The 14,283-nt window shown below is 46.3% G+C and carries 16 protein-coding genes; 10 read left to right on the top strand and 6 right to left on the bottom strand.

Features of this window, described 5'->3' with window-relative positions; genetic code table 11:
- Positions 1 to 931 precede the first annotated feature (931 nt).
- Complete coding sequence (locus tag EOO50_RS13435; RefSeq protein WP_290840790.1) at positions 932 to 1,921, bottom strand: hypothetical protein; 990 nt, start codon at positions 1,919 to 1,921, stop codon at positions 932 to 934.
- A gap of 269 nt (positions 1,922 to 2,190) precedes the next feature.
- On the opposite strand from EOO50_RS13435, the gene EOO50_RS13440 reads away from it, so the two are divergent.
- The 8 genes from EOO50_RS13440 to EOO50_RS13475 all read left to right on the top strand — a co-directional run bounded on the left by EOO50_RS13440 (position 2,191) and on the right by EOO50_RS13475 (position 6,496).
- Positions 2,191 to 2,532 (top strand): hypothetical protein, encoded by a 342-nt coding sequence (locus EOO50_RS13440; protein WP_290840791.1) that lies wholly within the window; start codon positions 2,191 to 2,193, stop codon positions 2,530 to 2,532.
- On the top strand, positions 2,532 to 2,663 hold the full coding sequence (locus EOO50_RS13445; RefSeq protein ID WP_290840792.1) for a hypothetical protein: 132 nt from the start codon (positions 2,532 to 2,534) through the stop codon (positions 2,661 to 2,663). Before EOO50_RS13440 ends, EOO50_RS13445 begins: the two co-directional genes overlap by 1 nt.
- Before the next feature lie 34 nt (positions 2,664 to 2,697).
- A complete protein-coding gene (locus EOO50_RS13450; RefSeq protein WP_290840793.1) occupies positions 2,698 to 3,714 on the top strand; it encodes an STM3941 family protein in 1,017 nt (338 codons plus the stop codon).
- Positions 3,715 to 3,724: 10 nt separating this feature from the next.
- Entirely contained in the window at positions 3,725 to 4,186 is a 462-nt protein-coding gene (locus tag EOO50_RS13455) for a hypothetical protein (protein ID WP_290840794.1), read from the top strand.
- A 455-nt stretch (positions 4,187 to 4,641) separates the two neighbouring features.
- Positions 4,642 to 4,926 (top strand): hypothetical protein, encoded by a 285-nt coding sequence (locus EOO50_RS13460; RefSeq protein ID WP_290840795.1) that lies wholly within the window; start codon positions 4,642 to 4,644, stop codon positions 4,924 to 4,926.
- Positions 4,927 to 4,936: 10 nt separating this feature from the next.
- Positions 4,937 to 5,632, top strand: a complete 696-nt coding sequence (locus EOO50_RS13465; protein WP_290840796.1) for a hypothetical protein — start codon at positions 4,937 to 4,939, stop codon at positions 5,630 to 5,632.
- A gap of 13 nt (positions 5,633 to 5,645) precedes the next feature.
- Positions 5,646 to 6,086, top strand: a complete 441-nt coding sequence (locus tag EOO50_RS13470; protein ID WP_290840797.1) for a hypothetical protein — start codon at positions 5,646 to 5,648, stop codon at positions 6,084 to 6,086.
- 227 nt (positions 6,087 to 6,313) lie between these two features.
- On the top strand, positions 6,314 to 6,496 hold the full coding sequence (locus EOO50_RS13475; protein WP_290840798.1) for a hypothetical protein: 183 nt from the start codon (positions 6,314 to 6,316) through the stop codon (positions 6,494 to 6,496).
- Here EOO50_RS13475 and EOO50_RS13480 read toward each other — a convergent pair.
- From EOO50_RS13480 to EOO50_RS13500, 5 genes are all read right to left on the bottom strand, one after another.
- Positions 6,493 to 7,368 (bottom strand): DUF808 domain-containing protein, encoded by an 876-nt coding sequence (locus tag EOO50_RS13480; RefSeq protein WP_290840799.1) that lies wholly within the window; start codon positions 7,366 to 7,368, stop codon positions 6,493 to 6,495. The genes EOO50_RS13475 and EOO50_RS13480 overlap by 4 nt on opposite strands.
- 180 nt (positions 7,369 to 7,548) lie before the next feature.
- Entirely contained in the window at positions 7,549 to 7,971 is a 423-nt protein-coding gene (locus EOO50_RS13485; RefSeq protein ID WP_290840800.1) for a response regulator, read from the bottom strand.
- Between the two features lie 91 nt (positions 7,972 to 8,062).
- Positions 8,063 to 9,595: a SulP family inorganic anion transporter gene (locus EOO50_RS13490; RefSeq protein WP_290840801.1), complete on the bottom strand. Its 1,533-nt coding sequence runs from the start codon at positions 9,593 to 9,595 to the stop codon at positions 8,063 to 8,065.
- 129 nt (positions 9,596 to 9,724) lie between these two features.
- Complete coding sequence (locus EOO50_RS13495) at positions 9,725 to 10,447, bottom strand: 3-ketoacyl-ACP reductase (protein WP_290840802.1); 723 nt, start codon at positions 10,445 to 10,447, stop codon at positions 9,725 to 9,727.
- A gap of 177 nt (positions 10,448 to 10,624) precedes the next feature.
- Entirely contained in the window at positions 10,625 to 12,427 is a 1,803-nt protein-coding gene (locus EOO50_RS13500) for a glycoside hydrolase family 13 protein (RefSeq protein WP_290840803.1), read from the bottom strand.
- 222 nt (positions 12,428 to 12,649) lie between these two features.
- Here EOO50_RS13500 and EOO50_RS13505 point away from each other — a divergent pair, with 222 nt between their 5' ends.
- Both EOO50_RS13505 and EOO50_RS13510 read left to right on the top strand, forming a co-directional pair.
- Positions 12,650 to 13,396, top strand: coding sequence for a glucose 1-dehydrogenase (locus tag EOO50_RS13505; protein ID WP_290840804.1), 747 nt, complete (start codon positions 12,650 to 12,652; stop codon positions 13,394 to 13,396).
- Positions 13,397 to 13,490: 94 nt separating this feature from the next.
- Positions 13,491 to 14,072, top strand: a complete 582-nt coding sequence (locus tag EOO50_RS13510) for a TetR/AcrR family transcriptional regulator (protein ID WP_290840805.1) — start codon at positions 13,491 to 13,493, stop codon at positions 14,070 to 14,072.
- The last annotated feature ends 211 nt before the right edge of the window (positions 14,073 to 14,283 follow it).

Here is a 14,283-nt window from a genome sequence, read left to right on the forward strand (position 1 = left end):
TGCCGAAGCAATTACAATTTTTCTTATTTTTGGAAAGTTCTTAGAAATGGTTACTAGCGCTTTGAAGAAACTCAAAGCCTAGTCAAAGGTATGGTTAGAGTATGAAAACTATGGGAAGGCGTATATGCATCACCACAAACGACGTAGAACTCGTTACTGGTCAAAGCTACCGCCAAAGTCTTAGACTATTGCATGAGATCGCAAACAGCCTAAATAAAGCCGTAAAGTTTGTTACTATACAAGAATTCTGTAATCACACAGGGTTAAATATTGAACAGGTTGAAAAGACAATATTTGGGTGATGCTGATAAATGCCAAAAGCGGAGAAAATAAACGTCTCCCGAACCTTTGAACGATTCGCAAACCCATTCATTTTTTAGTGTAGTTCTTGCCATTTCATTTGGATAATACCTTATTAATCAGTAAATTTACATCATAAGATTTAGTGATGTTTGCAGTTCGCTGAGGTGCAAAATCGAGACCCTTAGATTTTAAACTTTTCAATGTATTGATATAGGCGGGATTACAACAACGGTTCGAATCCCTCATCGCCCACAAGAAAAGCTTCACTTTTGTGAAGCTTTTTTTATTTCCAAAAATTGCGTCGAAAGCTTTTTTCAGCTTTCGTAAGTAAATTTTGGAAATAAAAAGAAAGCCACCTTTTCGGTGGGTTTTCTTGTGTAAAGCCAACCAACTTGGGCATCACCGGAGCAAAGCGTAGGTAACCCCTCATCGCCCACAAGAAAGTCATTTTGCTTCGGCTTTTTTTATTTGCGTAAAACCGCGCTCTTGTGAAACCTTCCTCTCCTATTTTTCTATCACAAATTTTGTGAGGATTATTTCAATTTCATTTTTCTCTCACAAATCTTGTTGCCCTTTTATAATTTCAAAAAAATTGCCACAAGATTTCATCTCAGCGGTAGACTCAATGCTACTTCATCGCCTCATCCAAAACCCTTCTTACTTTCCAGTTCAGGATCACCCATGAAATACCGCCTTTGACGTACCATCCGGAATTGAATTCCACGTCGGCGATCCGGTCGCGCGCGGGATCGTTGACTTCGACGAGTCGGCCCTTCATGGCATAACGGTAACCGCCTTGTACTGTAAGCAGAATCGATTTCGAAAAGAAAAGTTTGTCGTATCCGATGTTGGGCGTAATCTCATTGAACGCACTTTCATAGCTCGCCGATTGTCCCGGGACATTTCGGATGAAGAAACTCGGAGACACGAGATCGGCACCCGCTGAAACCCATCCTTTCCCGATATTGGAGCGACGGATCTTTGCAGTCTGCGGAAAGATGACGTCGAGTTCCCAACGCGGATCGTCGAAACGATGCCAATAGGTTGCCGCGGGAATTACCGGAAGCGGCGCCGACGGATCGATCAGCCCCGCAAGACCAACCGAATAAATCGTCCTCGGACTGTCTTTGAGTATCAGCAATCCATAAACGGAACCTGTGAGCTTCTGGTACTCGAACGCGGGCGACGTCCCCACGAACACCGATCCGTTCAACACCAATTGTTTCGAAAACAACTTGGTTCGGTAATTCACGTTAATCGAAGTGTTGAAATCCTCGAGCGTCTCGTTTCCATTCACGTAAACGCCTGATGGATTCACGACGTTGCGCAATGTGATGTCTTCGCGCGTATATGTTTCGGCGAGGCTTACGGTGATTTTCCTCTTTTGGATGATCGGAATCCACGCGTAAACCTGCATACGAGAACGTGTAAATTCGCCACTTTCATCGATGTCGGTGTCTTTGAAATCTACCTTATAGTCGCTCTTCCCTGCGTAATCATAGGAAACCGACAGTATTTTCAACAACGGATAACTCGGAAAGCGATCGTATTTGATCGTATCCTTTCGGACCGGATCGCCAAAAGTCTGCGATTGGCAAGGAGAAAAAATTGCCGCCAAAAGGATAAAGGTGATGGCAAAAATGTTTTTATTTGTATTTGTACAGGTCATATCGATTTAACGTGTTAAGTGCGAGGGACAATTTTATCCCAGTTAAAAATAGATTACCGATATCGCGTTCGCGTTATGCCGAAATTCAAAAAGATTGCAGGATTCACGTAACTTCTTTCCCGATTTCACCCTAACAATAATAGCAAGACATGAAAAGATTTATTCCGCTATCTCTCTTGTTCCTCTTCACCAATATTCTATTTGCCCAAAAAATTGACATGCCCAATGATTCCCTGAGCAGTTTACTTTGCAGGACATGGAAGATCAATTTTGCTTTCGCCGAAGGAATAAAACACGAACGCAATGAAATTCCGAAAAGCGGTATTTATGAAGTTGTCTTTAATCGTGATTCGACTTTCCAGATCATCGGCGAAAGGACAACCACGGGCCGATGGTGTCATGACCAAGAAAAAAAGTATGTCGAACTTGAGCTGAGAGGCCGAATCAACCTCGTGGTTTTTTCAATAAACAAAAACGAGATGATCATTACCTACATCGAAAATCTGAGAAAAAAGATTTCGAATTTACCCGATAGCTTCATTTATTTTGTTCCGAAATAATGAAACGCGACATTTTCCTTTTAATAGGAACGATCAAATTTCTAAAGAACGACCCATTTCCGCGTAAATTAGGCGCTCACGATTATATGGAATACGACGCGTCGGAAATCGACAACATAAAAGAAACGTAGTCCGCGGCAAAATTCGCGAACCTGACACTCAAAAATGACAAAACTCAAATTATATAAATCGGGTTGGAAAGGCATCAGGCTACTCGCGTTGACATTGCCTTTCGTCCTGATCGGGATTTTGATAATCTCTAAAGAACAAGCCGGAACATTCGATTACGCGATGGGTTGGTTTTGCGTCTCGTTCTTTGGCCTCGGAATCCCCTTAGGATTGTTCCTGCTGCTCGACCGCAGGCCTCAGATCGTAATCGACGAGGACGGCGTTTGGGATCGAAGCCTTAAGCAAGACGCGATAAAATGGGAACAGATCGTCGAAACGTACGCGATCGACATACACGGCCAAAAATTCATCTCGGTCGTCGTGGACGAATCATTCGAACCGAAGCGAAAAACCGTCAAATGGGCACGAAAATTAAATGAATTCGTCGGCGCGCAAACCACGAACCTCAACGTAAGCCAAATAAAAATCGACGCAAATAAATTGTCGGACTTACTGAACAAAATCAAGAATTCCGACAAACACGAACGCGCAAGCCACTTGAGGATTTTTTCGTCGGAACAACGGCTCACGCCCAATTTCGAATTCCAAAATTATGTGACGTATCTCATCATATTGGCGATTTTCATGCTGATTTCGTTAAGTGGGGAAATGGGTTTCATGTCGATCATGGTGATTATGGGAGTGTCGGCCGTGATCGCGCGTTGGCATGGCGGAACAAACAACAAATCGTCACTTTACAAATACGCGCGAATCACGACGTTTTTGGGTTTTGCAAACATGGTTGTGCTGTTCCTGATGTTCACGATCCACGACGCGGTTTCAGACAAATTGGGCGCCGAATTGACCCAAAAAATTGAAAAATATAAAAGCAAATTCGGAAAATATCCAACCAGCATTCAACCTATTCGCGAAAAAATGCATCTCAACCTTATTCAGGATCATATCTTCGACGAAATTGCCTACCGAAATCTTGGCGCGCGCTATGAATTGACACTGGAATTCCTGAACCGAAACCAAAAAGAATTCGACGTCGAATCGAATCGATGGAACTAAAATGAAAGTCATGAAAACATATTCGATTCTTTGCCTGTCGCTGATCGCGTTGATCACATCGTCTTTTTCCGAACCCGAGAATGGGGCCGTAAATTCGAATTCGTGGAGCATAAGCATCGGCAAAAAGGAAATTCTTGCGTCATACAAGGGCAACAAAATGGGTGATTTGGCGACTATTGAAACGGCATCGGTCAAGCCAACCGACGTTTTGGTCGCGAAACGATATCTGTGCGGAATGTCGGCCCAAGATGCGACTTCGACATTGATATTCAAAAATAGCAGCAACGATATCATTAACGAAACCCAAAATACAGATGACGGAATGACGTTTTTTGTACGACTGCCGATGGCTAAAATACTCGAATCACCTAATTTCGAAAAAGGAATCGTCGACGTCTATTTCGTAATCGACACGAAAGTGAAAACCGAAAAAAAGGACGCCGTTCTTCTCGGTCGATTGAACTTCAAATAACTCAACATCTAACTAATTACCCAAAGTTTAACCGAAAGTAGAATATCATGAAACCCGGTTCCCGCTTGATCAAAATTCTCATCGCGCTGGTTTCAATCGTGTTTTCGAGTTGTGATACGTTCGGGAAAAAGGAAATCGTCGGAACGTATCAAATCGATAAAACAAACGTAAACGAACGCGTAATTCCAAGTGACGATCGGATCGCGCGATTCGGAATTTCAACGATCGCGCTCGACGATAATTCCTTTATATTTACGTACCGAGACGCAATCAAAAAAGGAACATGGTCTCTCGGAACCCGAGATGGCGAAAATCAGTTCCTGAATTTCAAATTGCAAACACAAATTCAAAGCGCGAATGAATGGTTCAATCTTATATTTCGACGAGCCGAACGTGTTGTACGACGGTGTTTTCGCGACGGCTTTATTCGTTAAACTTCGAAAATCCGACAAACCATGAAACGCGCGGCATTCAGGGCCAGTATTTTCTTTTCGTTCGCCGTGCTTACGCTTTCGATAGCGGTGTTTTACTTCAGTTCGGCTTTCGTATTTTGCAAGCCGTGCTCGTTGCGAATCGATGCCTACGATCCCAATTTTGGAGAACTTTATGATTTTACGCTCATCGCCGATGCGAGCTACGTCTATCACGATGACGATCTTTGGATACTGAGTGGTCGCGTCGAAAACAAACAAAACAAACATTTGTTCAACATTCCATTTCACGCAATGATACGCGAGTAAGAACACTATTATGAGGACAACCAAAATGCGGATCGCGTTGATATTATTGGTGATGGCGACATCCCGATTATTCGCGCAATCGGCCCAAAAGGATACGACATTTATAGTCAACGAAACGATTGACGGTGAACGGCACGCGATTTTCATCGACAACAATCAAAAAAGCGAATACTACGCGGCGATTTCGAATTTTAATTTTCAGCAATTCGACGACGAAAGCTACAAACGATCGACTGATTATCTAAGCGAAAATAAACTGTCGTTGACCAAAGCAAAACCTGTCGTTCCTTGGCGAGATTGGGTCACGTTGAAACAATACGATTCGAAATTTTATGCGTATTATCCGTGTGATTTCCTGTTTCATTTCAGGCAATCCATAAATGATTCGACATTCATCGACTGGACCGGAGAAGGCCCGGAAGCCAATAAAATCATCCATCAGAGGAAAATCGACAAGAACACTTACGAGATGAAATTGTCGGGAATAAGTTACGCCGACAGGAAAATCACGATCCACATCATCGACCCGAAAAAGGGAATCGCGGTGTTCGAGCAAACATCAACCGGAACCGACAAAAAATACTACCTTATGATTTCGGCCCCCGACATAACGAGCGTCCCGATCATCGTAAACGTCTGCCCGACCCAAAAACAAATGGAACTTAAATTTGAAGATCCCGACTTCGAAAAACTGTTGGAAAAATGAGAAATACTAAAAAATGAGAGCCGAATTCCTAGTGCCGGTCGTATTCTTACTGACATTGTCGACATCATGTGAGCAATCGAAAAAAACCGAAAAATCACAAACGGAAAATGATTCGGCATCCACGATCGTTCAAGAAATCATAAAGCCAAAAAAATATTTCGACTTACATTCCACGATCAAAAATGGAGATACGCTGTCGTTTGTCACGTGTTCCGAATTCGTGTATTCGCCGTTTGGCGATCTGAAAAGTAAGGCTTCGGTCGAATCGGGGCTGCTCAAACGGTTTTCGGTGACAAACAGGATCGATACCGTTGACATCGGGCCGGTCGAGTTCCAAACCTTAACATCGGGGAACAGTCATTTGTTGATTTACTTGCCGACATCGCTTCTCAATACGAGCCGCGGAAAATTTTGGAAGTACTATAAAAGATTATCCACGAATGCACGAATTTAACCTAGTATTCGTGCATTCGTGGCTAAAAACATTTACAAAGTAAAATCCTCGAAATCCGTGTAAATCCGTGTATCCGTGGCTTTTAAAAAAAATTTCTTAAAAATTCAAAATTTTAAATCCGCGGCACAAAAGAATAGAACCTATCCGCAACCGGAAAGACTTTCTGAAACCTAAAAGGAGAAATCGTCGACAAAAACATAAAGCTTCTTTACGGAATCGAACTCGGCATGACGCGAGACGAATTCCTCTCGCGATTTTTCGACCGATATCCGATCATGCGTTTCAGTATCTACGATGTGATCTGTCTCGAATCCTGCGTCGCGGGTACGAAGCATTCCTATCGTTTCAAGGACAACCGATTGACTTCAATCCACTTTTCTATCGATACATATTGGAAAGTGGATTTCTAATGATTTCCAACTGGTTTTTTGCGTCCGAAAATCGCCTTCGCGCCCAACACGATGCCGACGACCAACATCCCGATAACCAATCCTGCCGCAAATTCCCTCAAGATCGAAGGAGCGTCAGGCAAAATGTGATGTAGGTAGTCGATGTTGTGTACGAAAATTCCGCCCGCGACGAGCAGCAACGCGATGGTTCCCACGAATGCCAATATCTTGATCAATATCGGAAGCGACTTCACGAGCGCGTTGCCCAGGCTGTACAAGATGCCTTTGTTGGGTGAGCGTTTGATCAGGCTCAAACCCGCGTCGTCCATGCGTACGATCAGCGCGACGATTCCGTAGACGCCTACTGTAGCCAATATCGCGACAATCGAAACCGTGACGATCTGCAAGGTCTGGCTTTGGTCGAGTACGCTGCCCAGAGCGATGATAACTATTTCGACCGACAGGATAAAATCAGTCATGACCGCCGACTTCACCTTCGCTTTCTCAGCCTCGCGGTCGTCTTTGATCTCCTCGACGACTTCATGCCCTTTTTTCTCTTTGTGAAACAGGAATTCGACGATTTTCTCAGCGCCTTCATACGCCAGATACAATCCGCCGAGCACGAGTATGAACTTTATCGCAACCGGAAAAAACGCGTTTAGCAGCAGCGCTATGGGAACGATGATCACCTTGTTCAGGAACGAACCTTTTGTGATCGCCCAAAGTACGGGCAGTTCGCGCGATGACAGAAAACCCGTGGCTTTCTCGGCATTCACGGCCAAATCGTCGCCCAAAATCCCCGCGGTCTTACGTGTTGCGAGTTTTGCGGTTACGGCGACATCGTCCATTAATGCTGCGATGTCGTCTAGAATTGCGAAAAAGCCTGATGCCATGTTTTGAGTGTTTGGAGGTGTAAAAGTACGAAAAGCCTTAGACAGTCTTAAGATCTTAAAAGTCTTAAAGTCGAAAAGCTGAGGCAAAATTGACGTGTCATTTGGTGAATCAGCGAAAAATCAAATCGCGATATCGATTCGCCGACCTTCGACTTTAAGACCGTACGACCTTCGACTAGACTAATTTGCGTCCTGCATATACATTTCGCGCGACAACACAAATTCGTTATCGCCTCTTTTCAAATCCATTTTCATCACGGTTTTCAATGCGTGCGTCAAATCCCAGAAACTGTTCGGTTTAACCAGAAACAGGTTCGCGCCCAACGCCTTTGATTTTTCAACGGTCGACTCATCCTGTGAGGTCGTAAACATGATAACGGGCAACTCGCTGGCCGAATATTGGTTTCGGATACTTTCGAGAATCTCAAAACCCGTGCGTTTCGGCATGTTGATGTCGAGGAAAACCACCGACTGTTTCGTCAAATGATCCTCGATGTTCTCGCCGCTGTAAAACACCTCGAATTCCTGTTTGAGGTCTTCCATGGCTTGGGCAAAAAGTAAAAGGTCATCTGGATCGTCGTCGGCAAAGAATATTTTGTTCATGGTGAAAAATTTTCTTCAAAGGTAGCTTCGACGTCGGCTTAACTTTTATACGATGGCGGTTATGGTTTGCAACTTATGAATGTGGCGCGGCCTAATTCGCCGGCATGACCAGATAGTCGGGATCGTCGGGTTCGACTTCTATGACGACTTCGGCGTTTTTTAGAAGTTGTATGCAATCGTTGCTCAGGTGCTTCAGCCGAACGATTTTGCCTTCGTTCCTGTACCGATTGGAGAGCGCGTTTACGGCATCTATCGCCGACATATCGGCAATGCGGCTATCCTTGAAATCGATGACAATCTGTGCGGGATCGCCAACGACGTCGAACTTCTCCATGAATCCCGCTACCGAACCAAAAAACAACGGCCCGTAGATCTCATAATGTTTCACGCCTTGCGCGTCGATGAATTTGCGCGCACGGATTCGTTTTGCGTTGTCCCAAGCGAACACCAAAGCTGAAATTATGACGCCGATAAAGACCGCGAGCGCCAAATTGTGCAGCACGATCGTGATCAGCGTGACGGCAATCATTACGAATACGTCGGATCCCGGCATGCGACGAAACGTCTTGAAACTCGCCCATTCGAACGTGCCGATCGCGACCATGATCATCACGCCCGTGAGTGCGGCCAGCGGCAACATTTCGATTACAGGCGCTCCGAAAAGGATTATGCACGAAATCGTCAATGCCGCGATGATTCCCGACAGTCGCGCCCTTGAACCCGCCGAAAGATTCACCAACGTCTGCGCGATCATCGGGCAACCGCCCATGCCCGAGAAAAATCCGTTGAGCATGTTCGCGCTTCCCTGGGCGATACATTCACGGTTGCTTTTGCCTTTCGTGCCCGTGATTTCGTCGACGAGATTGAGCGTGAGCAACCCTTCGGTCAACCCGACGGCCGCCATGACCAAAGCATACGGAAATATGATCTGGAGATTTTCGAGAGTGAATGCGAAATCCGGGATGTGGAACGGCGGCAAACCTCCGCTCACCGATGCGATGTCGATTACTTTTTTGGTTTCGATCCCGAATGCCGAAACTAAAGCGAAAACGACCAGAATCGCCACGAGCGATGCGGGAACGGCCTTTGTGATTTTCGGAAAAAGCAATACGATTGCGATCGTCAATGCGGCCAATCCGGCCATGATCAGCAGCGGCAACCCTGAAAGCCATTGGGATTCTCCGTTGACGACTGTTTTGAATTGTTCGATCTGCGACATGAAAATAATCACGGCCAACCCGTTTACGAACCCGAACATTACGGGTTGCGGCACCAATCGGATGAATTTCCCGAGCTTGAACAAACCGACGATAATCTGGATCACACCCGCCAATGCCACGGCGCCGAACACGAATTCGAGACCGTGCGATTTCATGAGCGCGATCAAAACGATCACGGTCGCACCCGCGCCTCCTGAGATCAATCCGGGACGTCCGCCGAAAATCGCCGTCACCAAACCCATGATGAACGCGCCATACAGCCCGACGAGAGGCGGAAAACCCGCGAGGATCGCGAACGAAAGCGATTCGGGAATCATCGTCATGGCGACGGTCAATCCCGCAAATATTTCGGTTCTATAGTTTACTTTTTGGGTGAGGTCGAAAAGGTTTAGCACTTGCTTCATGATGGAAAACCGACTTTTTTTGGGTCGTCGGATCGAAGCGGCAAAAATACGGTTCCTTAATTTGTCTTCGTGAAATAAAAAAACCGCTTTTTCAAGCGGCTTCTTTACACAGTATCATTGGATAATCAATCAGGGATTCGTAGACCAAAGCCCGATTTCCTTCACGAACGCGCGTTGCGGCAACTTTAAATTATTGACCACGAGAAATGCCAGATCCTCAGGTTGCAGCACTTTTTCGACGTTTCCATCGGTGAATCCTGCGGTCAATGTCATGTCGGTGGCGATCGTGCTTGGGTTTACGGTCGTGACCCTGATGTTCGACTTTCGGACTTCCTGCATCAACGATTCGGTGAGGTTGATCACGGCAGCTTTGGAAGCTCCATATGCGCTCATCTTGGCCGCGCCTTTCAAGCCCGCCGTCGACGCGATGTTTATGATGTCGCCCTTTCCCTGCGCGAGGATGAACGGCAGTGTTTCGTGGATCGTGTAATAGGTTCCCAACACGTTGATCTGGAATATTTGTTCCCATTCTTCAACGGGTAATTCCAGGAAACCGCCGACTTTGAGCACTCCCGCGTTGTTTACGAGAATGTCGATTGTTTTCAATGTTTCCGCAACCGACGCGATCGCCGTCCTGACTTCGTGATAATTCCCGATGTTGGCCGTTGCAACCGCCACGATGATTTCGGGGTTGGATTGCTTGATCGTTTGCGCCAGGTTTTCGAGGTCCGAAGTGGTCCGACCTACAAGGCCAAGATTCACGCCTTCAGCAGCCAACGCCAACGCGATCGCCTTCCCAAGACCTTTACCGGCTCCCGTTATTATTGCTGTTTTTCCTTTTAGTGATTGCATTTTGTTTTTATTAAGTCGTTGCAAAGGTCAATACAATTTGTTCAAATCCAAGATTCTCTAAAAAGAAAATATGACAATCAAAAAAATCAAAATGGAATTGTAGCAACTTATTCGGGCGACGGTACTTCTATTTATCGAATCTCGAAATTCGAAGTTGCTGAACCAGATCGGCTAAAATCATTTATTGCTCACAACGACCAAATCCATAGGCTTTACTTCGACATTTTTTACGCTTTTATTCGTAAACGCGTCCTTGAATTTACCTTTAGCGAACAGCTCGTTCGTGAACGTCACGGGCTTGTCGGAGCGATTTATGATGACGATGATTTCCTCTCCATTCAATTTCCGACTGAACACGTACAGCTTTTTCGCATCGTCTTTTTCGATTGTCGTGTAATCGCCGAGCCGGATCGCTTTGAATTTATGGCGCAGCGTCATGAACTTTTGGTACCAGTCGAACAAATCCTTGTTGAACGCCACGACATCGGGGTCGTGTTTGGTTTGGTCGGGATTGAAGGTTTCGGCTTCGTATTTCTTGTCGGCCCAGATCATCGGTTTGCGGCAATCGGGATCGTTCGCGCCCCAGATTCCGGCTTCGTCCCCGTAGAAAATCATCGGAGAACCCAGATACAGAATTTGGAAAGCGGCGATAAGTTTTTGTTTTTGGACTTGTTCCGCATTCGGTTTCCGGGCGTTGTAGTTCTTGTTGTTGCTTTTTTGGCTCCAGTTGAAATACTTGCCCCAATCCCCGAATTTGGTTCCGTCAGGATTCGCGACCGCACTCGCCAATCGCGTCGCATCGTGGCTGTTCATCAAATTTTGCATGTTCAAGGCGACATCGTTTCCGAAAGCGTCGCGCAGTTCCTTGAGCCTTGCATCGAATTGCGTCACCGTCGCCGCCGACTTTTCCTGGATGAAGAAATCGTGTACGATGAACGCGAAATTGTAGTTCATCGTCGCATCGAATTCGTCGCCTTGCAGGTATAGTTTTGTCTTTTCGATCGGGTCGACGAGTTCGGCCGTCATGTACGCCTCGGCATTTATCGAACGCACCCATTTGCGCCAGTCTTTCCAGAACGGATGCGCGACGTCATACGCAACGTCGAGTCGCCAACCGTCGATTCCGTCTTTCGTGCCTTTGTCCATCGGGTTCATCCAGCGTTTGGTCGCATTGAAAATGTATTGCTTCGGCCCCGAAACGATTCCGCCCGCGTCTTCCTTGAATTCAGGCAATGTCTTTACGCCGAACCAGCCTTTGTACTCGAACTTCATCCCTTTCGCGGCATCGTCCCAGCTCTTGATGTCGAACCAATCGGCGTAAGGCGACGCTTGCTGGTTCTTTTCAACGTCCTGAAACGCGAAACTCTTCACGCCCATGTGGTTGAAAACGCCATCGAAAATGATGCGCATGTTTCTCGCGTGGGCTTCTTTTATCAATTTGAGCGCGAGCAGGTCGGCTTTGGTCCAAACCCAGGTTTTGGCATCGAGTGGATTCTCTTTTTTCATCATTTCGACGTCGCCGGCGGGATCGGGCCCGAATGTCGGATCGACGTGATGATAGCAAAGCGCATCGTATTTGTGCGATGAAGGCGACCAGAAAATCGGAGTCAGGTAAATCGCATCGACTCCGAGCGACTTTATATAATCGAGCTTGTCGATGATTCCCTGCAAATCGCCACCGTAACGACGGCGTTGGATGTTGTAGTAAATGTCTTTCCCATTTTGCTTTTCGTACGGCTGCAGTTCATACCAGTCGCTCATCCACGGATGAATTTGGAATGCCGACGTGTCGTCAAATGGATATGCGCCGTTCTGATCGGCGACTTTCGGGTCGTTCGATGGATCGCCGTTGTTGAAGCGTTCGGGAAAAATCTGGTACCAGACGATTCCTTTGCTCCAATCGGGCGTGAATTGTTGGGCTGTTGCCGAAATAGAAACTAGAAAAAGCGTGAGGAAAACTAATTTGGATATACGCAGCATAGATTGTCTGTTCAGGATTTGCAATAGTGCAGCGTAAAGATAAGCAGTAGTCTCTAACGAATACTTGTATTTTTTTCTATCGCAACAGCCGCGCTATTGCTTACAGAATCACGGTTTAACATTATCAAACAAAATAATTTAAAATTTAGGAACGATTATTCCAGAATAGTTTTTACATTTGCGGAACGTTCATTCCAAAATTAATATTTAATAAGAATCAAAATGAAATTATCAAATAAAGTCGCGATAATAACCGGAGCATCTAAAGGAATCGGAGCCGGAATCGCCATAAGTTTAGCCGCCGAAGGCGCAGCCGTCGTCGTAAATTATGCATCGTCGAAAGAAGGCGCTGAAAAAGTCGTCGCCGAAATCACGAAGAACGGAGGCCGTGCCGTCGCAATAAAAGGCGATGTATCGAATCCCGAAGACGTGAACCAGATTTTCGCCGCGACGCAAGAAGCGTTCGGAGGCGTCGACATTCTCGTCAACAACGCCGGAGTTTACGCATTCGGAGCGATCGAAGACATCACGCCCGAAGAATTTCACCGCCAATTCAACACCAACGTTCTAGGTTTACTGCTGACTACGCAAGGCGCCGTGAAAGCGTTTGGTGACAAAGGCGGAAGCATTATCAACATCAGCTCGACGGTGACGCGCATCACACCGCCCGCAAGCTCGGTTTACACGGGAACAAAGGGCGCGGTCGATTCGATCACGCAGGTATTGTCGAAAGAATTGGGTCCGAAAAAGATTCGTGTAAACGCCATCAATCCCGGAATGGTGGAAACCGAAGGAACGCACACGGCGGGATTCATCGGCAGCGATTTCCATCACGAAGCTGAGAAAACCGCTCCGCTCGGACGCATCGGACAACCTGAAGACATTGCGCTCGTGGCCGTATTTTTGGCTTCGGAAGATTCACGTTGGCTAACCGGTGAAACCATTATCGCAAGCGGCGGGATCAGGTAACGATTCGTTAAATCTATGCCTTATCGGGCGTGACATCGAATAATAAAATTTAAAATGAATAGCTTTGCCGTACTGGTAAAGCTATTCTCGCATTATGGCAAGGACGAAGGATTTTGATGAAAGTGACGTATTGGGTAAGGCCGTTTGTCTTTTTTGGCATAAGGGCTACAACGGCACGTCAATGCAGGAACTCGTCGACCATCTTGGAATCAGCAGGTCAAGTTTGTACGACACGTTTACCGACAAACACAATCTGTACTTGAAATCCCTGGAACACTACCAACAATCTTCGAGCGGCCGGATGTGCACGATCGTGAACAACGCGACGTCATTCAAAGACGCGATTAAACAATTGTTGGAACTCCTGACGAGTGACTTGCTCAAAGACGAACAAAGCAAAGGCTGTTTCCTTGTCAATGCCGAAGTCGAAGTCGCGGCCCACGACGAAAAAGTAAAAGAGATCATCGCCAAAAACGAACAGGGAATCGAGGACGCGTTCCATTGCGCCATCAAGAAAGGACAGGATAACGGTGAAATCCCGAAAAGACAGGAAGCACGAGCTCTCGCCCGTTTCATCATGAATAACGTCAAAGGAATTCAAGTCTCGTCGAAATCAGTTGCCGACAAGCAGTTTTTTGCCGACATCATCGATACTACACTCTCGGTACTGGACTAATCCCGATTCGTTTACGGTTGCGCGAAGGATCGCAGCGGACATCCTGTTGCGAAAAAATCGTGACGGCGCGCGGTTTTTTGGGCGACCGAAGGAAGCCGAAAAAACCGCAGCGACAGCCGATTTTTTAAGACAGATGGAAGCGCAGAGCCTGACGGCGGCTACGAATTTTACCACTTATCGAAAATGCTGTTGCCGCCGGCGCGCCATAAAA

The sequence above is a fragment of the Flavobacterium sp. genome (assembly GCF_004211145.1).
Taxonomy (GTDB): Bacteria; Bacteroidota; Bacteroidia; order Flavobacteriales; family Flavobacteriaceae; genus Flavobacterium.

Coding starts and splice junctions, on each gene's coding strand:
- EOO50_RS13440 (WP_290840791.1), top strand. CDS start 2,191: ATGCCCAATGATTCCCTGAGCAGTTTACTTTGCAGGACATGGAAGATC.
- EOO50_RS13445 (WP_290840792.1), top strand. CDS start 2,532: ATGAAACGCGACATTTTCCTTTTAATAGGAACGATCAAATTTCTAAAG.
- EOO50_RS13450 (WP_290840793.1), top strand. CDS start 2,698: ATGACAAAACTCAAATTATATAAATCGGGTTGGAAAGGCATCAGGCTA.
- EOO50_RS13455 (WP_290840794.1), top strand. CDS start 3,725: ATGAAAACATATTCGATTCTTTGCCTGTCGCTGATCGCGTTGATCACA.
- EOO50_RS13460 (WP_290840795.1), top strand. CDS start 4,642: ATGAAACGCGCGGCATTCAGGGCCAGTATTTTCTTTTCGTTCGCCGTG.
- EOO50_RS13465 (WP_290840796.1), top strand. CDS start 4,937: ATGAGGACAACCAAAATGCGGATCGCGTTGATATTATTGGTGATGGCG.
- EOO50_RS13470 (WP_290840797.1), top strand. CDS start 5,646: ATGAGAGCCGAATTCCTAGTGCCGGTCGTATTCTTACTGACATTGTCG.
- EOO50_RS13475 (WP_290840798.1), top strand. CDS start 6,314: ATGACGCGAGACGAATTCCTCTCGCGATTTTTCGACCGATATCCGATC.
- EOO50_RS13480 (WP_290840799.1), bottom strand. CDS start 7,368: ATGGCATCAGGCTTTTTCGCAATTCTAGACGACATCGCAGCATTAATG.
- EOO50_RS13485 (WP_290840800.1), bottom strand. CDS start 7,971: ATGAACAAAATATTCTTTGCCGACGACGATCCAGATGACCTTTTACTT.
- EOO50_RS13490 (WP_290840801.1), bottom strand. CDS start 9,595: ATGAAGCAAGTGCTAAACCTTTTCGACCTCACCCAAAAAGTAAACTAT.
- EOO50_RS13495 (WP_290840802.1), bottom strand. CDS start 10,447: ATGCAATCACTAAAAGGAAAAACAGCAATAATAACGGGAGCCGGTAAA.
- EOO50_RS13500 (WP_290840803.1), bottom strand. CDS start 12,427: ATGCTGCGTATATCCAAATTAGTTTTCCTCACGCTTTTTCTAGTTTCT.
- EOO50_RS13505 (WP_290840804.1), top strand. CDS start 12,650: ATGAAATTATCAAATAAAGTCGCGATAATAACCGGAGCATCTAAAGGA.
- EOO50_RS13510 (WP_290840805.1), top strand. CDS start 13,491: ATGGCAAGGACGAAGGATTTTGATGAAAGTGACGTATTGGGTAAGGCC.